A 19,625-nucleotide genomic window follows, 5' to 3' on the forward strand; every position below is an offset into this window, starting at 1 on the left:
GCCATGGCCGACGCGCAGCCCGTGCCTGCGGCAGCGCCCGCCGCCCCGGATGGCGCGACGGGGGCCGCGCCATCCGGGCCGCCGCCTTTGGCGGCGAGTGATGCGCATCACCGGATATTCATCACCGGGGCCAGTAGCGGTATTGGCCAGGCCCTGGCGCGGCAATACGCGGCCCGGGGGGCCGCCCTGGGCCTGGTCGGACGGCGCGTGGATGCCCTGCGGGCGCTGTGCGACACCTTGCCGGGGGCGGGGCACCGGGTCTATGCCCTGGATGTCCGCGACCGCGCCGCCCTGCGGGCGGCCGCCCAGGATTTCCTGTCTCTGGGGCCGGTGGATGGCGTTATCGCCTGCGCCGGCATCAGCGCGGGCACCCTGACTGCCGAACCAGAGGATTTTCAGGTCTTTCAAGCGATTTTCGACACCAATGTCCTGGCCATGGTGGCCACGTTTGAGCCGTTCATCGCGCCGATGCGCGCCCAGCGGCGGGGCGTGCTGGTGGGCATCGGCAGCGTGGCCGGCGTGCGCGGCCTGCCGGGAGCGGGGGCCTACAGCGCCTCCAAGGCCGCCGTGCGGGCCTATTGCGAGAGTCTGCGCGTAGAATTGCGCGGCTCCGGGGTGGATGTGGTGACCATCGCCCCGGGCTTCATTGCCACCCCCATGACGGCGCACAACCCTTACCGCATGCCTTTTCTGATGCCGGTGGCGCGTTTCGCGGCGCAGGCCGTGCGCGCCATCGAGGCGCGCGACCGCTACCGCGTCATCCCTTGGCCCATGGCCTGGGTGGGACGACTGCTGCGGCTGGTGCCCGATGCCCTGTATGACGCGGTGGCGGCGGGCCGCAAGCGCAAGCCCCGGCTGCCGGGCGGGGACGACGGGAAACCGGAAGACGGGAAACCCTGAGCCCGCCTTGGGCCGTGGCGGGCGCAGGGGTCTCGATCCGGTCGGGGGATTCGCGGCGCAGCGCGCCGGATCATGCCGTTTTCCTGCTGAGTGCCGCTGGTGTTTCATCGGCGCGGCGTTTCGCCGTAAACTTGCGCAGCTTCCCACTTTTATCCCACACCGGCGGCCACTGGGCCGCGACATCATGAACAACACTTATTTTCCGCGCTGGCGGCGGGTTTCGGGCACCGCTGAAGGCGCTGTCGTGCAGCCCGATGAAACCATGCCTTTGCCGCAGACCGTGGCCATGGGCGCGCAGCACGTGGTCGCCATGTTCGGCTCCACCATCCTGGCCCCGCTGATCATGGGCTTCGACCCGAACATGGCGATCCTCATGTCCGGGGTGGGCACGCTGGTGTTCTTCCTGTTCGTCGGCGGACGGGTGCCCAGCTACCTGGGATCCAGTTTCGCTTTCATCGGCGGGGTGGTGGCCGTCACCGGCTATGCCGGCAGCGGGCCCAACCCCAATATCGGGGTGGCCCTGGGAGCCATCATCGTCTGCGGCCTGATCTACGCCGGGATCGGCCTGCTGACCATGGCCGTCAATGCCCGGCAGGGGGCCGCCGCCGATTGGATCGACCACTGGATGCCCCCCGTGGTGACCGGCGCGGTAGTGGCGGTGATCGGGCTGAACCTGGCCCCCCTGGCCGCCAAGAGCGCCATGGGCGGGTCTTTGTTCGAGTCGGTCATGGCCCTGGTCACCGTGTTGTGCGTCGGCGGGGTGGCGGTGTATACCCACGGGCTGATCCAGCGCCTGCTGATCCTGGTCGGCCTGTTCTTGGCTTGTATCCTGTATGCCATCCTGACCAACGGGCTGGGCCTGGGCGCGCCGATCGACTTTTCGGCGATTGCGGCGGCCTCGTGGCTGGGCTTGCCCCAGCTGACCGCGCCGGTGTTCGAGGCCCATGCCATCAGCGTGATTGCGCCGGTGGCCATCATCCTGGTGGCCGAAAACCTGGGCCACATCAAGGCCGTCAGCGCCATGACGGGGCAGAACCTGGATCGCTACCTGGGCCGCGCCTTTCTGGGCGACGGGGTGGCTACGATGATTTCCGGCGCCATGGGCGGCACCGGGGTCACCACCTATGCCGAAAACATCGGGGTCATGACGGTCACCAAAATCTATTCCACCCTGGTGTTCGTGGTGGCGGCGCTGGTGGCTTTGCTGCTGGGCTTCTCGCCCAAGTTCGGGGCGGTCATCCAGGCCATTCCGGCCCCCGTACTGGGGGGCATGGCCGTGGTGGTGTTCGGTTTGATCACGATTGCCGGGGCCCGCATCTGGGTGGTCAACCAGGTGGATTTTTCCGATAACCGCAACCTGATCGTGGCCGCGGTCACCCTGATTCTGGGTGCGGGCAATTTTTCGCTGGAAATCGGCGGCTTCAAGCTCGATGGCATCGGCACCGCCACGTTCGGCGCCATTCTCTTGTACGCCTTGTTGCGCGGCCGCCGGCGGCCCGCGGCGTCTGCGGCATAGGCGCGACGGGCCTCGGCGGTGCTGCCGGGGCGCCGCCCGCTCCGGCGTCCCACGCGGTTCGCGCGGGTAGGAGAGGCCGCCGGTTCCGCGCCTGGTTGATTTTTCAGGGCGGCGCTTGCTTTTTTCCTTGAGATTGACCACAATGTGCCTGTCACCCCGGTTGCGGCCGGGGTTTTTCACGGGCGCCGCCGCTGGCCACCACGGGCAGTCACCGGCATGCTTTGCCGTCGCTTTGCGCCACCAGGCGTCGTGCCGCGGCGTCCGATCCGTATTCCTTCCTGGTTCATCCATCCAGGCTGTCGGGGTACAAACACCGGGTATCTCCCGTTCTTGTATTTTTCTTGTTGTCAGGCGCCCCAGCGCATGGGGCGTCTTTTTACTTTGAGTCAGAAAACTATGGCTGCGATTCCTTTGACCGCTCGCGGAGCCGAGCGTTTACAAGCCGAACTTCATCGTCTGAAGACCGTCGAGCGTCCCGAGGTCATCAGCGCCATCGCCGAAGCCCGCGCCCAGGGCGACCTGTCCGAAAACGCGGAATACGACGCGGCCCGCGAACGCCAGGGCTTCGTCGAGGGTCGCATCCAGGAACTGGAAGGCACCTTGTCCAATGCCCAGATCATCAATCCCGCCGATCTGGATCTGGACGGCCAGGCCGTGTTCGGCGCCACCGTCGAGATCGAAGATCTGGCCTCCGGCGAACGCCTGACCTATCAGATCGTGGGCGACCTGGAAGCCGACATCCGCGCCAATATGATTTCGGTCTCCAGCCCCGTGGCGCGTGCGCTCATCGGCAAAAGCCAAGGGGATGTCGTTGAAGTCCGCGCCCCGGCCGGGGTGCGCGAATACGAAGTCTGCTCGGTCAGCTATCAGTAATCGGCACGCGCCTGCGAACCAGCCCCGGCGGCGCATGCCGACCCGGGGCGCTTGGCGCCCCGCGTGCCGGGCCGTCTGTGGGGGGCTTTTGGGGGCTTATCGAGAGCCGCGCCGGGCGCCTGCCCGCAGCGACAGGGCGCTGCCGCTGCGGCGCGGAATGCCGTGGGCGGCAGCAGCGCCCGCGGGGCGCGCCCGCCGGGCGCTGGGGCGGCGGTCGTCCTGGGCGGGACGGCGGTCGCCATCGGCGCGGCGGCGCGGCGCGTCCAGGCTGTCGCGGCCCGGCGCATCGGCGGGTCGCCGGCTGGGCCGCTGGCCCGCGCTGGCCGAGGCCGGGTTGGCGGCTTGTTTCTTGGGGACGTAAGGTTCGGATTTTTTGCGCACGGCCCGGGTGGCGTTCAGGGCTTCGGCGGCGGCTTGTTGCGCAAGCACATCGGGACGGTAGATAATCAGCGTTTTGCCCAAATGATGCACGGGCGCGCATGACAGCGCGTCGCAGATGGCTTCCAGCATGGCTTCGCGGTCGGGGCGCTCGGCGCCCGACACACGCACCTTGATCAGTTCGTGGGCCGCCAGGCTGCGGTCGATTTCACCCAGCACAGCGTCGGTCAGGCCTTTGTCCCCGATCAGGACGACCGGATGCAAAGGGTGGGCAGCGGCACGCAGACTGCGGCGCTGCTGGGGGTTTAGTTCAAGTTTCGGCATACTGGAATTGTACGGGAATGGCCAAGAAAAAATTCTCCAAAGCCTGGGTGCAGCGTCATATTCAGGACCCTTACGTCAAAATGGCGCAACAAAAGGGCTATCGGGCGCGGGCGGCCTTCAAACTGTCTGAAATCCTGGATGCCGAAAAACTGCTGCGCCGGGGCGATGTGGTGGTCGATCTGGGATCCACGCCCGGCAGCTGGTCGCAGATCGCGCGCGAACGCCTGCTGGGCGCGGGCGGCGTGGTCGATGGCCGGATCATCGCCCTGGATCTCCTGCCGATGGCGCCCATCGCCGGGGTGGAATTCATCCTGGGCGACTTCCGCGAGGACGATGTCCTGCAACAGCTGCACGACCGGCTGCAAGGCCAGGCGGTGGACCTTGTCATTTCGGATATGGCCCCCAACTTATCCGGTGTGGCTTCGGCGGATTCGGCCCGTATCGCCCATGTGTGCGAACTGGCCCTCGAATTCGCCTGCGGCCACCTCAAGCCCGATGGCGTCCTGGTGGTCAAGGCCTTTCACGGCAGCGGTTTTTCCCAGATCGTGCAGTTGTTCAAGCAGCATTTCGTGCGCGTGGTCGAACGCAAGCCCAAGGCCTCGCGCACCGAATCCGCCGAAACCTTTCTGGTGGCGCGCGGGCTTAAGGTTTCTCAAGACCGGGCCGCTTAAATGTCCAGGCCGGCCCGGTGGCATGGCCCTGGATTCAGGTAGAATGAAATATTGACGGATTTGTCAGCTTGCTGTAATCGCGCCCCTTACTGCGTGGCAGGCTGGCAGCAGTAAACCCAGGAGATTTGTTTTGAACAACTCGTTTTCCAAGGTTGCGGTTTGGCTGGTGATCGCGCTCGTGCTCTTTACGGTGTTCAAGCAGTTCGACGGACGCCCGGTCACCGGCAACGACACCGTCACCTACACGCAATTCATGAACGACGCCCGCGCCGGCCGCATCAACAAGGTCGACATCCAGGGCGACACCATCTATGTCACGCCCGAATCTGGCCGGGCTTACAGCCTGACGTCGCCGGGCGATCTCTGGATGGTGCCCGAACTCGTCAAGGACGGCGTGCAGGTGTCCGGCAAGGCCCGCGAAGAACCCTCCTTCCTGGCCAGCCTGTTCATTTCCTGGTTCCCCATGCTGCTCTTGATCGGGGTCTGGATTTTCTTCATGCGCCAGATGCAGGGCGGCGGCAAGGGCGGGGCCTTCAGCTTCGGCAAGTCGCGCGCCCGCATGCTGGACGAAAACAATAACAACATCACGTTTGCCGATGTCGCCGGCTGCGACGAAGCCAAGGAAGACGTCCAGGAACTGGTCGATTTTCTGCGCGACCCCACCAAATTCCAGCGCTTGGGCGGACGCATCCCGCGCGGCGTGCTGATGGTCGGGCCGCCGGGCACGGGTAAAACCCTGCTGGCCAAGGCCATCGCGGGCGAAGCCAAGGTGCCGTTCTTCAGCATTTCGGGTTCTGATTTCGTCGAGATGTTCGTCGGCGTGGGCGCGGCCCGCGTGCGCGACATGTTCGAAAACGCCAAGAAGCAGTCCCCCTGCATCATCTTCATCGACGAAATCGACGCGGTGGGCCGCCAGCGCGGCGCGGGCCTGGGCGGAGGCAACGACGAACGCGAACAAACCCTCAACCAGCTGCTGGTCGAAATGGACGGCTTCGAAACCGGCCAGGGCGTGCTGGTCATCGCCGCCACCAACCGTCCCGACGTGCTCGACCCCGCCTTGCTGCGCCCGGGGCGCTTCGACCGCCAGGTGGTGGTGTCGCTGCCCGACATCCGTGGCCGCGAGCAAATCCTCAAGGTGCACATGCGCAAGGTGCCCATCGCCCAGGACGTCGATCCCAGCGTGCTGGCACGCGGCACGCCGGGCTTTTCCGGGGCCGACCTGGCCAACCTCATCAACGAGGCCGCCTTGTTCGCCGCCCGGCGCAATGGCCGCACCGTCGACATGAACGACCTCGAAAAGGCCAAGGACAAGATCATCATGGGCGCCGAGCGCCGCTCCATGATCATGCCCGAAGAAGAACGCCGCAACACGGCCTACCACGAATCCGGCCATGCGCTGGTGGCGCGCATGCTGCCCAAGACCGACCCCGTCCACAAGGTCACGATCATCCCGCGTGGCCGGGCCCTGGGGGTCACCATGCAGCTGCCCGAAACCGACCGCTACAGCATGGACAAGGATCGTCTTCTGAACACCATCGCCGTGCTGTTCGGCGGGCGCATTGCCGAAGAAGTCTTCATGAACCAGATGACCACCGGCGCGTCCAACGACTTCGAACGCGCCACGGCCATCGCCCGCGACATCGTCACGCGCTACGGCATGACCGACTCCCTGGGGCCGGTGGTGTACGCCGAAAACGAGGGCGAGGTCTTCCTGGGCCGCAGCGTCACCAAGACCACGCATGTCTCCGAAGCCACCATGCAGAAGGTCGATGCCGAAATCCGCAGCATCATCGACGAGCAATACGCCGTGGCGCGCCACCTGATCGAGTCCAACCAGGACAAAATGCACGCCATGGCCAACGCGCTGCTCGAATGGGAAACCATCGACGCCGAACAGATCAACGACATCATGGATGGCCGCCCGCCCCGTCCGCCGAAAACCTCGTCGTCGGGCAACGATACTCCGCACACGCCGCCTTCCGCGGGCCCGTCGGCCGCCAAGCCCGACCAAGACCCTGCGGCGACCCCTGTCTAACCAGGCCATTCATTCCGTCCTATGTTTGCCACTTTGCAATGCGGGCGTTTTCAGCTGTCCCTGAAACGCCCGCTGGTCATGGGGATCGTCAACGTCACCCCCGATTCTTTTTCCGACGGCAATGCGCATTTCCGGGTGAATCAGGCCATAGAGCATGGCTTGCAACTGGTGGAGGAAGGCGCCGACATCCTGGATATCGGCGGAGAATCCACCCGGCCCGGCGCCCAGGCTGTTTCGGCCGACGAAGAAATCTTCCGCATCCTGCCGGTCATTCAGGGCCTGCTGAGTGCGGGGGTGCCCTTGTCGGTGGATACCTGCAAGCCCGAAGTCATGCGGCAGGTGCTGCAGGCGGGCGTGGACATGATCAACGACATTCGGGGGTTTTCATCCCCGCAGGCCGTGGACGCGGTGCGCGAGGCCGATTGCGCCTTGTGCCTGATGCACATGCAGGGCGAGCCGCGCACCATGCAGCAGGCGCCGCACTACGATGACGTGGTCGCGGAAGTCCGGGCCTACCTGGCGGCCGGCGCCCGGCGTCTGCGCGATGCCGGGGTGGCCGCGCAGCGCATCGTGCTGGATCCGGGTTTTGGCTTTGGCAAGACGGCGGCCCACAACTACGCCTTGCTGCATCATTTGCCGCAGGCCGTGGGGGCCGACTACCCCAGTCTGGTGGGGGTCTCGCGCAAATCCATGATCGGCGCCCTGACGGGCCGGCCCGCCAACCAGCGCCTCGGGGGCAGCGTGGCCGCCGCCCTGGCCGCCGCCGCCCGCGGGGCGCATATCCTTCGGGTGCACGACGTGGCCGATACCCTGGATGCCCTGACAATCTGGTCGGCCATCGACGATCCGACCCTCTCTCAAGGAGCCGCCGCATGAGCGCACGCAAGTATTTCGGGACGGACGGGGTTCGCGGCGTCGTCGGCGGCGAGCGCATCAATGCCGAATTCGCCCTGCGCCTGGGCTATGCCGCCGGCCGCGTGCTGTCCCAAGGGGTGCAGAGCGGCGGCGGGCGGCCGACGGTGGTCATCGGCAAGGACACACGGATTTCCGGCTACATGCTGGAAGCCGCCCTGGAAGCCGGCCTGTCGGCGGCGGGGGTGGATGTCCTGCTGGCCGGCCCCATTCCCACGCCGGCCGTGGCGTACCTGACCCGGGCCTGGCGTCTGGCCGCCGGCATCGTCATCAGCGCATCGCACAATCCGCACTACGACAACGGCATCAAGTTTTTTTCCTCGGGAGGCACCAAGCTGCCCGACGCCACCGAGGCCGCCATCGAGGCCATGCTGGCGCAGCCGGTGGGCTGTGCGGATTCCGCCGGCCTGGGCCGCGCCCGGCGCATCAGCGATGCCGCCGGGCGTTACATCGAATTCTGCAAAAGCACGTTTCCCAACGAACTCGACCTGCAGGGCCTGAAGCTGGTGGTGGATGCCGCCCATGGGGCGGCTTACCACATCGCCCCCCACGTTTTTCGTGAACTGGGCGCCGACGTCTGCGTCATCGGCTGCGAACCCGATGGTTTCAACATCAATGAAGGGGTGGGGGCCACCCATCCCGAGGCGCTGGTGGCGGCCGTGGCCGAGCAGGGGGCCGACCTGGGCATCGCCCTGGATGGCGACGCCGACCGTCTGCAGATGGTGGACGCCGGCGGCCGTCTGTACAACGGCGACGAGCTGCTCTATGCCATCGTGCGCGACCGGGCCAAGCTGAACCCCATCAATGGGGTGGTGGGCACCTTGATGACCAATTTCGGCCTGGAGCGCCGCCTGAAGGAATTGCGCATTCCCTTCGAGCGCGCCCAGGTGGGCGACCGCTATGTGCTGGAACGCCTGCGCCAGCATGGCTGGCTGTATGGCGGCGAAAGCTCGGGCCACCTGCTGTGCCTGGATTGCCACACCACGGGGGACGGCATTGTCGCCGCCCTGCAGGTGTTGGCGGCCATGCGCCACGCCAGCCTGCCCTTGGCCGCCCTGGTGGCCGATCTCAGGATGTACGCCCAGAAGATGGTCAATGTGCCCCTGGCGCCTGGCCTGGACTGGCAAGCCCATGCGGGCCTGCGGGAAGCCGCCCAGGCCGTGCAGGCCCAACTGGGCGATCGGGGCCGGGTCTTGATCCGGGCGTCGGGCACCGAGCCCAAGCTGCGGCTGATGGTCGAGGCCGACGATGCCGCCCTGGCGGACGAATGCGTGCGCCGTCTGGTGGCGGTGAAGCTCGGCTAAATGCAGCTGCTGGACTGGCCCGGCATCCAGGCCGCCGGCCTGGATCTGCGCATCGCCCGCACGCCGGATCAACTGCGCGCCTTGCAGCGCCTGCGCTTTCGGATTTTCACCGAGGAACTGGGCGCCCGTTTTCCCTTGGCCGTCGATGGACACGACATCGACCCCTTCGATCCCTGGTGCGTGCATTTCATGGTCTCCGACCAGGCCAGCGGCCAGGTGGTGGGCACCTATCGCCTGTTGACGCCCCAGGCGGCCGCGCAGGCCGGCCGGTATTACTCGGCGTCCGAATTCGACTTGGCCCCTTTGCAGGGCCGCCTGCCTTTGCTGGTGGAAGTGGGCCGCTCCTGCATTGACGCGCAGTATCGCCACGGGACGGCCATCATGCTGCTATGGACCGCCCTGGGGCAGGTGATGGTGCGAGAAGGCTACCGCTACATGCTGGGCTGCGCCAGCGTCAGCCTGCGCGATGGCGGGGTCACGGCGTCCGAGGTCTGGCGGCGGGCGCAGGCCCTGATGGCCCGGTTTCCCGCTGATCCCCGGATACAGCCCCTGCATCCTTATCCGCTGGGCCAATTGAACAGCACCCGGCCCGCGCGCGTGCCGCCCCTGATCAAGGGCTACCTGAAACTGGGCGCCACGATTTGCGGCGCGCCCGCCTGGGACACGGATTTCGGCACGGCGGATTTTCCGATCCTGTTGGATCTGGAACGTCTGGATGCCCGCTATCGGCGGCATTTCGGGATATAGCGACGTCGGGCGGCAAACCCGCACGCTTGATATTCGTGCGGGTTTGCCGCCCGGCGCCGGGGCGTGCCCTGGGGCGCCGCGTAATCAAAAGCGCGACCACTCCGGTTCTTGCACCGCGACGGGCTGTGCCGGGGCACCCAGCGCGGGCCGGCCGCCGCCCGTCGGGGCGGTTCTCCTGGCTGGCTGGCCGGGCTGCCGGCGCGGCGCGGCCGAGGGCAGTGTTTTTTCCAGCGGGGCGGGCAGGTATCGGGCCTGTCCGACGTCGTCGCGGGTGCCGTCGTCCAGCTGGAAGGTCGCCACCAGTTGGGACAGGGTCTGCGCCTGCGCCTCCAGGCTGCTGGCGGCTGCGGCGGATTCCTCCACCAGGCTGGCGTTTTGACGGGTGACGTCGTCCATCTGGGTGACGGCGATGTTGACTTGTTCGATGCCGGTGGTTTGTTCCTGGCTGGCGGCGCTGATTTCGCTCATGATGCTGGTGACGCGGGCGATGTCCCCGACGATGCCTTGCATGCTGGTTCCGGCCTGGCTGGCGTCCTCGTTGCCGTGGGTAATGATGTCCACCGCCGCGTCGATCAGGTCTTTGATCTCCTTGGCCGATGTCGCGCTGCGCTGGGCCAGGGCACGGACTTCGGCGGCGACGACGGCGAAGCCGCGGCCCTGCTCGCCGGCGCGGGCGGCTTCGACGGCGGCGTTCAGGGCCAGGATGTTGGTCTGGAAGGCAATGCTGTCGATGACCCCGACGATTTCGGCGATTTGCTGGGATTTGGTGTTGATGCTGCTCATGGTGTCCACCAGTTTGTGGACGGTTTTGCCCCCGCCGTCGGCGGATTGGGTGGCCGTGGCGGCCAGGGTGTTGGCCTGCTGGGCGTTGTCGGCGTTTTGCCGCACAGTCGAGGTGATTTCTTCCATCGAGGCGGCGGTCTGCGCCAGGGACGCGGACTGCTGCTCGGTGCGCGCCGAAAGATCCAGGTTGCCGGCGGAAATCTGGCCCGCCGCCGTGGCGATGGTGTCGGCGCCCAGGCGCACCTGGCTGACGATGTCGCGCAGGCCGTGGATCATGTCGTTCAGGGCGGTTTCCAGTTGGGTGACCTCGTCGCGACCTGTGGGCCGGATGGCGACGTTCAGGTTGCGCTGGGCAACGTCGGCAGCCAGTTGCACTGCCGCGCGCAGCGGGCGCGTAATCGACCGGGTGACTTGCCAGGCGAACCAGGGGCTGAACAGCAGGGCCAGCAGGGTGGCGATGGCTAGGATCATCATGCCGCGTGTATTGGCCTGATCGCTGCTTGAAATCGTGCTGGCCACATAGTTTTCCTGGAACTTCGCCAGTGCATCAACCTGTTCAAGGTAGCTGGCGGTCAGTTTGGGCATGTCTTCACGGAAGAATTTCCGGGCGCTGTCCTGGTCTCCGTTTTCCAGGTTCTTGAATGCCCGGTCTCGCCCTTCGTAGAAAGCTTGGCGGTACTTCATGGCTTCCTGGAAGATGGCCTGGGCCTTTGGAAATCGCAGGGCGGCTTCAATCTGACTGTCCAATGCTTCGGCCTGTTGATCCGTCGCTTGCATGGCTTGTTGAAAATCGGACTTGATCTCCGGGTCGATCAGGTTGGCCAGCGCCAGCGTTTGGCTGGCATTGACCCGGATGATGCCCTCCCAGCGGAGAATCATCGCGCTTCTGATCTGGCGATTCTGGATGGCGGCATTGTCTTCCTCGGTGCTTATCATGCGCCAGCCGCCGATGCCCGACATCAGCAGGATAAGCAGAATGAGCAGGCCGAAGCCAAGCCACAGCCGCGTGCTGATCTTGAGGTTACGCATAGGGACTCCTTTGTTCGCCGTTGAAGTGGCAGGCGGTGATGCCGCATGCCGTAAAAATGGAGAGGGATACGGCCTGATTCTCCGGGCTTGACAGTGGTCATACAAGAACATTTCAGGCTATTATCAAAACAATTCAGGTCATTACAAATATGGTTTGATCTATGTCGCCAGAACGACAAGGCTTCCCCCGAGATGTCCGGCCCAAAGTCGTCATGTTGCGGTGCGATGATGCGAGGCCCTTCGATTTAGCGGGGCCGCAACTGGTCTTTTCCGTAGCAATTGGTCACCCCCCCCCCCCCCCCCCCTCTCTCTCGTGGGTTTTTTGTATCCATGAGTTACATTGCCGATCGGCGCCGTCGACCGGCACGACAAGGCCAAGCACCGCGCATGGTTTGGAAATCCTGGATACCGCGGACGCCATCGTGATTCCCGGCTGGTGCGGGGCCGACACCCCGGTGCCGGATAGCCTGAAACAGGCCCTGCTCAGGGCGCATGCGCGCCGGGCGCAAATCCTGGGGTGCGGCCTGGGTGCTTTCGTGCTGGCGGAAGCCGGGTTGCTGGCAGGCCGCTCCGCCGCCACGCATTGGCGCTATGCCGCGCTTTTTTCCCAACGTTTTCCGGGCATCCACCTGAAGTCCGACATCCTATTTATCCGGGATGGCTCTGTGTGGACTTCCGCGGGCGGGGCCGCCGCCATCGACACGTGCCTGCACTTGCTGCAGGCCCTGTGCGGGGCGGAGGCGGCGGAGCGGATCGCTCAGGAACTCGTGGCCGGTCTGCCGCGCCTGGGGGATCAGGCCCAGCGGGTAGCGCGCCCGCTGGCGGCTCGCGGACGCGATGCCAAACTACAGCGCATCATTCACGAGATGCAGGCGAATCCGTGGGACGTCGCGGGTCTGGCCGAACTGGCCGCGCAAACCCACATGTCGGTGCGCACGTTGACGCGCCGGTTTCGCCAGTTGACCGGGATGACGTTGGTGCAATGGCGCCTGAAGCAGCAGCTGCAGTATGCCAAGTGCTTGCTTGAAACCACCACAAGCACGATCGAAACAATTTCCCAGCAGGCGGGGTTTGGTTCGGCGGTATGTTTGCGGCGGCACTTCAGCAAGGCGTTCAGTTTGTCGCCGGGCGCCTATCGCAGGCAGGTCAGTCGTGACCGTCCAGCATCTTGATCGACACCGCAGATACCGTCTTGCCTGTCAAGCGGGCGGGGCATAATCAGGCAGATAAGGCGGCCTGGTTTCGAGTACGCTGAAGCACGGAGGATGCGGTCTATTCAATCGGATGCGGAGGGCTGTTCGGCCAGTTCCAACGTGAATCCCGCTTTGCGCCAGATATCGGTTTCGCCTTTTAAAAGAAAGCAGCTCAGGGGATGGTCTTCCAGCCAGCCTTCGGGGACGGTCAGGGTGATGTGCTGATCCTGGGCCTGCAGGTGGATGGGCAGGGCATCGCGGGCTTCGCGGCGGCGCAGCAGGAGGACGGCCAGGCGCAGGCAGCACAGGGCCAGCCATTCGTCCCGGGTGGGGGCATAGGCGCGCAGCTTGGCCAGCTTGCCTTGTTGGCCCAGGGCCAGGAATGCCAGCAACTGCTGATCGTCGTGCGAAAATCCGGGCATGTCGGCGTGTTCCAGGATATAGGCGCTGTGCTTATGGTAGTGGTTGCGCGCAATGGCCAGGCCCGCTTCGTGCAGGGCCGCCGTCCAACCCAACGCCTTGCGCAGCTCGGCCCCCTGCGGCTGCGCGGTGTCCAGATTCAGTTGGTCGAAGAACACCAGCGCCAACTGGCGCACGTGCTCGGCCTGCTGGGCGTCCACTTGATGGCGCAGCCCCACCAGGCGCACGGTTTCGTCGCGCTGGTCGTGGTGCGAATCCCGCCCCAGCAGGTCGTGCAGCACGCCCACGCGCAAGGCGCCGTCGCCGGCGCCCATGTTCTCGATGCCCAGTTCCAGGAAGGCCGCCATCATGATGGCCAGCCCGCCGGCCAGGACGGGCGCGCGTTCGGCCTTCAGCCCGGCCCAGTCCTGCAGACGCACCCGGCCCGCCTGGATGAGCGCGGCCGACAGCCGCTGCATGCCGTCCAGGGTAATCCCGTGTTGGCTGAATCCGTTTTCCACCAAGACGGCCAGCAGGCCTTTGGCGGTGCCCGAAGAACCGTAGGCCTGCTGCCAGCCCAGGTGGCGATAGGGCCGGCTGATGGGTTCGATCGTGCTGCGCGCGGCCACGACGGCGCGCAGCATCCGGGCCTTGGTGATCCGCCCGCCGGGGAAAAACTGCTTGGTCCAGATGGTGCAGCCCAGTTGCAGGGACGCCAATTGCAGGGGCTTGGCCCGCTGGCCGATGATGAATTCGGTGGATCCGCCGCCGATGTCGATCACCAGCCGCCGGTCGTCGGATGGCGGCAGATCCTGGATCACGCCCAGATAGATCAGGCGGGCTTCTTCCTGGCCGGAAATGATTTCGATGGGAAACCCCAGCGCGCGTTCGGCCTCGGGGATGATTTCAGCGGCATTGCGGGCCACCCGGAAGGTGTTGGTGGCCACGGCCCGCACATTGGCGGGATCGAAGCCGCGCAGGCGTTCGCCAAAGCGCTGCAGGGCCTCGATGGCCTGGGCCACGGTGGCGGGGCGGATGCGCTGGTGATCGTCCAGGCCCTCGGCCAGGGCGATCAGTTCGCGCAAGCGGTCTTCGGTGTACAGCTGGGCGCCGCCGCCCTGGCGCACGATACGCCCGATGGACAGGCGAAACGTGTTTGATCCGAGATCAATGGAGGCCAGACGATCGTCCATGGGCTTACCTGCAAATGTCACATTGTGCGATTATAGAGGCCGATAACAGACTCTACCGGAGCGCCCATGCAGGGTACGGCTGCCACCCCTCTTTTACTGAACCGCGAACTCTCCGTCCTGAAGTTCAACGAACGCGTCCTGTCCATGGCCGAACGCCTCGACGTCCCGGCGCTGGAGCGCCTGCGCTATCTGTGTATCGTCGGCTCCAATCTGGACGAGTTCTTCGAAATCCGCATGGCCAGCCTGAAAGAACAGCAGCGCCAGACACCGGATCTGGCCGGCGCCGACGGCCTGCTGCCCGCCGAAGCCTTCGACCGGGTGCAGCGCGCCGCCCACGCGCTGGTGGATCGCCAAAACCGCCTGCTGACCGGCGAGGTCATGCCCAAGCTGATGGAATGCGGCGTGGGGCTGATCTATTCCACCGGCTGGACCGATTTGCAGCGCGAATGGGCGTATGGCATTTTCCAGCGCGAAGTCATGCCGCTGCTCACCCCCATCGGGCTGGATCCAGCCCATCCTTTTCCCCGGGTCTACAACAAAAGCCTGAACTTCATCGTGTCGCTCACGGGCGAGGACGCCTTTGGCCGCGAAGGCAACATCGCCATTGTGCAGGCCCCCCGGGCGTTGCCGCGCATGGTCAAGGTTCCCCCGGAAATCGCGGGGATTCCAGACGGCTTCATGCTGCTCACCACCATGATCAATGCCTTCGTGGGGGATCTGTTTCCCGGCATGGATGTGCAGGGCTGCTATCAGTGGCGGGTCACGCGCAACAGCGATCTGTTCGTGGACGAAGAAGAAATCACCAATCTGCGCCAGGCCTTGCAGGGCGAATTGTCCCAGCGCAATTTCGGCGCGTCGGTGCGCCTGGAAATCGCCCATGCCATGCCGCCCGACCTGGAGCTTTTCCTGCAGCGTGAATTCAACTTGTCCACGGCGGACACTTACCGGGTCAATGGCCCGGTCAACCTGGGCCGCCTGCGGCAGCTGTGCAATCGGGCCGATCGCCCCGACCTGGAATACCCGGTGTATCGGCCCCGGACGCCGGCGCCGTTCGATGGCGACATGCAGCGCCCCGACGCCTTGTTCGCGGCATTGGCCGCGCGCGACCACCTGCTGCACCACCCCTACCAGTCGTTTCAGCCGGTGCTGATGTTTCTGCGGGCCGCTGCGCTGGACCCGCACGTGGTGGCCATCAAGCAGACCATCTACCGCACGGGCGAAGATTCCGAACTCATGAGCCTGCTGTTGTCGGCCGCCCGGGCCGGCAAGGAAGTCACCGTGGTGGTCGAACTCATGGCCCGTTTCGATGAGCAGACCAATATCAACTGGGCGGCGCGCCTGGAAGAAGTCGGCGCGCATGTCAGCTATGGCGTGGTGGGGCACAAGACCCACGCCAAGATGGCGCTGGTGCTGCGCCGCGAAGACGGCCGCATCCACCGCTACGGCCACCTGGGCACGGGCAATTACCATCAGCGCACGGCAAAGCTGTATACCGATTTCGGCCTGCTTACCGCCAACCAGACCATTTGCGAGGACATGGATCAGGTATTTTCCCTGCTGACCGGCCTGGGGGCCCGGCGCACGTTGAAGTTGCTGCTGCAGTCGCCGTTCACCCTGCACGAGACCGTGCTGAATCTGATCCGCTCCGAAACCGAATTCGCCCGGGCGGGCAAGCGCGCCCGCATCCGAGCCAAGATGAATTCCCTGCTCGAACCTTCCGTCATCCTGGCGCTGTACGAAGCCAGCCAGGCCGGGGTGCGCATCGACCTGATCGTGCGCGGGGCCTGCGCCCTGCAGGCCGGCGTGCCGGGCCTGTCCGAACGCATCCGGGTACGCTCCGTCATCGGCCGCTTCCTGGAGCATTCCCGGGTGTTCTATTTCTACCAGGATGGGGCCGAGCCCTTGTACCTGTCCTCGGCCGATTGGATGGATCGCAATTTCCTGCGCCGGGTCGAACTGGCCTTTCCGGTGCTGGACAAAACGCTGCGCCGCCGCGTCATCGACGAAGCCTTCACCTTCGCCTGGCGGGATAACCAACTGGCCTGGACCGTCCAGCCCGATGGCCGCTATCAGCGGGTGCGCAACCGCCGCGCCCCGGTCAACCTCCACCAACACCTCATGGCGAGATTGGGATGAGCCCGGACACAGGACAGTCCCCGCGGACTGTTCTGTGCCAGGCGAATCGGTCTCGCCTGCAGGCGAGACCGTGGGGGAGTCGTCGCAATTGAAGACATCCTCCCGTCCCGGGCGCATCAGCACCCCCCGCCGACGCGCCGTGTCATTAAACTGTCACGAAGCCTCTTTATCATGCCTATTCGTGGGCTCAAGCTCACTTATCTCCGATATCCACACAGAGGTTTTGAATGATCAAACGAATTTTGCTTCAGTGCGCAACGGGCCTGGCGCTGCTGTCGGCGGGCAGCGCCTCTGCCTGGGCGGTCGACCTCACCGGGGCGGGCGCGTCGTTTCCTTATCCGATCTACGCAAAATGGGCGGCGAAATACCACGAGGTTTCCGGTAATCGGATCAATTACCAGTCGATCGGTTCAGGCGGCGGACAGCAGCAAATTATCGCCAAGACGGTCGATTTCGGCGCCTCGGACGACCCCATGAAGCCCGAAGCGCTGCAGGAGAACGGGCTGCTGCAGTTTCCGGCCGTGATCGGCGGGACGGTGCCGGTCATCAATGTGCCGGGCATCGACGCCGGGCAGCTCAAGCTGACGGGCCCGGTGCTGGCGGATATTTTCCTGGGCAAGGTCAAGAAATGGGACGATCCGGCGATTGCGCAACTCAATCCCGATCTGCAACTGCCCGCCAAGGGGATCGTCGTGGTCCATCGCTCGGATGGGTCGGGCACCACGTTTGGCTGGACCAACTATCTGTCCCAGGTGTCGCCGGCCTGGAAAGACACCGTCGGCCAAGGCAAGGCCGTGAAATGGCCCACGGGCCAAGGCGGCAAGGGCAATGAGGGGGTGGCGGCCTATGTGCGCCAGCTGGCGCATTCCATCGGGTATGTCGAATACGCTTACGCCCACCAGAACGGCCTGGCCTGGGCGCAGCTGCAGAATCGTGAAGGGCAGTTCGTGCAGCCTTCGCAGCAGGCCTTTGCCGCCGCCGCGGCGCACGCCGATTGGGCCGCCGCCCCCGGGATGGGCCTGGTGCTGAACAACGAGCCCGGTGCGGAATCCTGGCCGGTGACCGCCGCCACCTTCATCCTGGTGCATCAGCGGCAGGACGATGCCCAGCGTGCCCGCGAAGTGCTGAAGTTCTTCGACTGGGCCTGGCGCGAAGGGGCCGATATGGCGCGCGAGCTGGACTATGTGCCGCTGCCGGATGCCGTGACCGAACAAATCCGGGCGGTCTGGACGACGCAGATCAAGGCCAAGGATGGCGCCGCAGTCTGGCCCTGAGCCTTGCGGGATGGGCGCCCCGCGTCAGGCGGCGCGGGGCGCCCGTTGTTCGATCGGTGGCATGGTTTCGTGCTTGTGGGAAAATACCGATCTTGACTTCCGATGGGCCAGGCCGCCGGGCCGCCTGATCCCTCATTATCCGACTCCCCCATGATCAATCAACAACGCAGTCTGCTGGTAGACGCCGGTTTTCGTCATCTGACGCGGGCCTTTGCCTTCCTGGTATTCATTTTGCTGGCAGGGATTCTGGCGTCCTTGGTGTATGGCAGCCGCGACACCCTGGTGCGCGACGGCATCGCTTTTTTGTGGACCAACGACTGGGATCCGGTCAAGCAAAGCTATGGCGCCCTGGTGCCGGTGCTGGGGACCGTCGTCAGCGCCTTGTTGGCCTTGCTGATCGCCGTGCCCGTGTCTTTCGGGATCGCCATGTTCCTCACCGAACTGGCCCCGGCCTGGGTGCGTCGCCCGTTGGGGATTGCCATCGAGATGCTGGCCGCCATCCCGTCCATCATCTATGGCATGTGGGGCCTGTTCGTTTTTGTTCCCCTGTTCCAGCGCTACGTGCAGCCGGTGATCGTCGATCTATTCGAAGACGTGCCGATTCTGGGTGATTTTTTTGCCGGGCCGCCCATGGGGATCGGCCTGTTTACCGCCGGGCTGATTCTCTCCATCATGGTGATCCCTTTCATTGCTGCGGTGATGCGCGATGTCTTTGAACAAGTCCCGCCCATGCTGAAAGAGTCCGCCTACGCCCTGGGCGGCACCACCTGGGAAGTCGTCTGGAAAGTGGTGCTGCCGTATACCCGCCACGGGGTGATCGGCGGCATCATGCTGGGCCTGGGGCGGGCGCTGGGCGAAACCATGGCGGTCACATTCGTCATCGGCAATGCCTTCAACCTGCCGACGTCGGTCTTTTCGCCGTCCAACTCGATTGCCTCCGCCCTGGCCAATGAATTCAACGAGGCCGGGGGGCTGCAAAAGTCCGCATTGCTGGAACTCGGCCTGATTCTGTTCCTGATCACGACCATCGTCTTGGCCCTGTCCAAGTTCATGCTGTTGAAACTATCGCGCAAAGAAGGCGCCTGAGGCTGGCCATGTCCCCATCTCATTCTCCCGTCGCGCTGGACAATCCGATCTACCGCCGCCGCCGGCGCTTCAACCGGCTGATGCTGGGGCTGTCCAGCCTGGCGCTGGGCATGGGCCTGTTCTGGCTGGCCTGGATCATCGCCACCTTGCTGCTCAAGGGCGGGGGGGCCTTGTCCATCGCGCTGCTGACCGAAAGCACACCGCCGCCCGGCGAAGCCGGCGGCCTGTTGAATGCCATCGTGGGCAGCGTGCTGATGTCCGCCGTGGGCACCCTGATCGGCACCCCCATCGGGGTGCTGGCGGGCACGTATCTGGCCGAGTACGGCCGGCGCGGCTGGCTGGCGCCCGCCACCCGGTTCTTGAACGATGTGCTGTTGTCGGCGCCGTCCATCGTGATCGGCTTGTTCATCTATGCCGCGTATGTGGCCCAGGTGGGGCATTACTCGGGCTGGGCCGGGGCCTTCGCTTTGGCGATACTGGTGATCCCCGTGGTGGTGCGCGCCACCGACAATATGCTGTCCCTGGTGCCCAACAGCCTGCGCGAAGCCGCCGCGGCATTGGGCTGCCCCCAGTGGCGGGTGGTGGTGTTCATCTGCTATCGGGCCGCGCGCTCCGGGATTCTGACAGGGATTCTGCTGGCCGTCGCACGGATCGCCGGTGAAACCGCGCCGCTGCTGTTTACCGCGCTGAACAACCAGTTCATGTCCTGGAACATGAACGCCCCCATCGCCAACCTGCCCGTGGTGATTTTCCAGTATGCCGCCAGCCCCTTCGAGGACTGGAACCGCCTGGCCTGGGCGGGCGCCGCGCTGATCACCCTGCTGGTGCTGGGGATCAATATCGTCGCTCGCAGCCTGTTTCGCAAATAAATC

Annotated in this window: 16 protein-coding genes; 13 read left to right on the plus strand and 3 right to left on the minus strand. The window is 65.2% G+C overall.

Annotated features, from left to right (window positions below; translation table 11 throughout):
• The first annotated feature begins 3 nt into the window (after positions 1-3).
• From ACMHYJ_RS09470 to greA, 3 genes are all read left to right on the plus strand, one after another.
• A complete protein-coding gene (locus tag ACMHYJ_RS09470; protein ID WP_414245927.1) occupies positions 4-900 on the plus strand; it encodes an SDR family oxidoreductase in 897 nt (298 codons plus the stop codon).
• Between the two features lie 184 nt (positions 901-1,084).
• Positions 1,085-2,416, plus strand: a complete 1,332-nt coding sequence (locus ACMHYJ_RS09475) for a solute carrier family 23 protein (RefSeq protein WP_414245928.1) — start codon at positions 1,085-1,087, stop codon at positions 2,414-2,416.
• Between the two features lie 396 nt (positions 2,417-2,812).
• Positions 2,813-3,289 (plus strand): transcription elongation factor GreA, encoded by a 477-nt coding sequence (greA, locus tag ACMHYJ_RS09480; protein ID WP_414245929.1) that lies wholly within the window; start codon positions 2,813-2,815, stop codon positions 3,287-3,289.
• A 96-nt stretch (positions 3,290-3,385) separates the two neighbouring features.
• Here greA and ACMHYJ_RS09485 read toward each other — a convergent pair whose 3' ends face one another.
• Entirely contained in the window at positions 3,386-3,991 is a 606-nt protein-coding gene (locus ACMHYJ_RS09485; protein ID WP_414245930.1) for a YhbY family RNA-binding protein, read from the minus strand.
• Between the two features lie 17 nt (positions 3,992-4,008).
• Here ACMHYJ_RS09485 and ACMHYJ_RS09490 point away from each other — a divergent pair, with 17 nt between their 5' ends.
• The 5 genes from ACMHYJ_RS09490 (at position 4,009) to ACMHYJ_RS09510 (ending at position 9,660) form a co-directional block, all read left to right on the plus strand.
• Positions 4,009-4,662 (plus strand): RlmE family RNA methyltransferase, encoded by a 654-nt coding sequence (locus tag ACMHYJ_RS09490; protein WP_414245931.1) that lies wholly within the window; start codon positions 4,009-4,011, stop codon positions 4,660-4,662.
• Between the two features lie 130 nt (positions 4,663-4,792).
• On the plus strand, positions 4,793-6,697 hold the full coding sequence (gene ftsH, locus ACMHYJ_RS09495) for an ATP-dependent zinc metalloprotease FtsH (RefSeq protein ID WP_414245932.1): 1,905 nt from the start codon (positions 4,793-4,795) through the stop codon (positions 6,695-6,697).
• Positions 6,698-6,718: 21 nt separating this feature from the next.
• Positions 6,719-7,573, plus strand: coding sequence for a dihydropteroate synthase (folP, locus tag ACMHYJ_RS09500; RefSeq protein ID WP_414245933.1), 855 nt, complete (start codon positions 6,719-6,721; stop codon positions 7,571-7,573).
• Positions 7,570-8,913, plus strand: a complete 1,344-nt coding sequence (gene glmM, locus ACMHYJ_RS09505; RefSeq protein ID WP_414245934.1) for a phosphoglucosamine mutase — start codon at positions 7,570-7,572, stop codon at positions 8,911-8,913. Before folP ends, glmM begins: the two co-directional genes overlap by 4 nt.
• Positions 8,914-9,660 (plus strand): GNAT family N-acetyltransferase, encoded by a 747-nt coding sequence (locus ACMHYJ_RS09510; protein WP_414245935.1) that lies wholly within the window; start codon positions 8,914-8,916, stop codon positions 9,658-9,660. It abuts the gene before it with no gap.
• Positions 9,661-9,744: 84 nt separating this feature from the next.
• On the opposite strand, the gene ACMHYJ_RS09515 is transcribed toward ACMHYJ_RS09510, so the two are convergent.
• Positions 9,745-11,472: a methyl-accepting chemotaxis protein gene (locus ACMHYJ_RS09515; RefSeq protein ID WP_414245936.1), complete on the minus strand. Its 1,728-nt coding sequence runs from the start codon at positions 11,470-11,472 to the stop codon at positions 9,745-9,747.
• Between the two features lie 392 nt (positions 11,473-11,864).
• Here ACMHYJ_RS09515 and ACMHYJ_RS09520 point away from each other — a divergent pair, with 392 nt between their 5' ends.
• Complete coding sequence (locus ACMHYJ_RS09520; protein ID WP_414245937.1) at positions 11,865-12,644, plus strand: helix-turn-helix domain-containing protein; 780 nt, start codon at positions 11,865-11,867, stop codon at positions 12,642-12,644.
• A 104-nt stretch (positions 12,645-12,748) separates the two neighbouring features.
• Here ACMHYJ_RS09520 and ACMHYJ_RS09525 read toward each other — a convergent pair whose 3' ends face one another.
• Entirely contained in the window at positions 12,749-14,257 is a 1,509-nt protein-coding gene (locus ACMHYJ_RS09525) for an exopolyphosphatase (RefSeq protein ID WP_414245938.1), read from the minus strand.
• A gap of 66 nt (positions 14,258-14,323) precedes the next feature.
• Between ACMHYJ_RS09525 and ppk1 the strand changes: the two genes are divergently transcribed.
• The 4 genes from ppk1 (at position 14,324) to pstA (ending at position 19,622) form a co-directional block, all read left to right on the plus strand.
• Positions 14,324-16,393 carry a polyphosphate kinase 1 gene (gene ppk1 / locus ACMHYJ_RS09530; RefSeq protein ID WP_414245939.1) on the plus strand — a complete coding sequence of 690 codons (2,070 nt, stop codon included), beginning with the start codon at positions 14,324-14,326 and terminating at the stop codon, positions 16,391-16,393.
• A 227-nt stretch (positions 16,394-16,620) separates the two neighbouring features.
• Positions 16,621-17,667, plus strand: a complete 1,047-nt coding sequence (pstS, locus tag ACMHYJ_RS09535; protein WP_414245940.1) for a phosphate ABC transporter substrate-binding protein PstS — start codon at positions 16,621-16,623, stop codon at positions 17,665-17,667.
• Between the two features lie 150 nt (positions 17,668-17,817).
• A complete protein-coding gene (gene pstC, locus ACMHYJ_RS09540; protein WP_414245941.1) occupies positions 17,818-18,753 on the plus strand; it encodes a phosphate ABC transporter permease subunit PstC in 936 nt (311 codons plus the stop codon).
• A gap of 8 nt (positions 18,754-18,761) precedes the next feature.
• Positions 18,762-19,622: a phosphate ABC transporter permease PstA gene (pstA, locus tag ACMHYJ_RS09545; protein ID WP_414245942.1), complete on the plus strand. Its 861-nt coding sequence runs from the start codon at positions 18,762-18,764 to the stop codon at positions 19,620-19,622.
• Positions 19,623-19,625: the final 3 nt, after the last annotated feature.

The organism is Castellaniella hirudinis (assembly GCF_047468865.1).
Taxonomy (GTDB): domain Bacteria; phylum Pseudomonadota; class Gammaproteobacteria; order Burkholderiales; family Burkholderiaceae_B; genus Castellaniella; species Castellaniella hirudinis_A.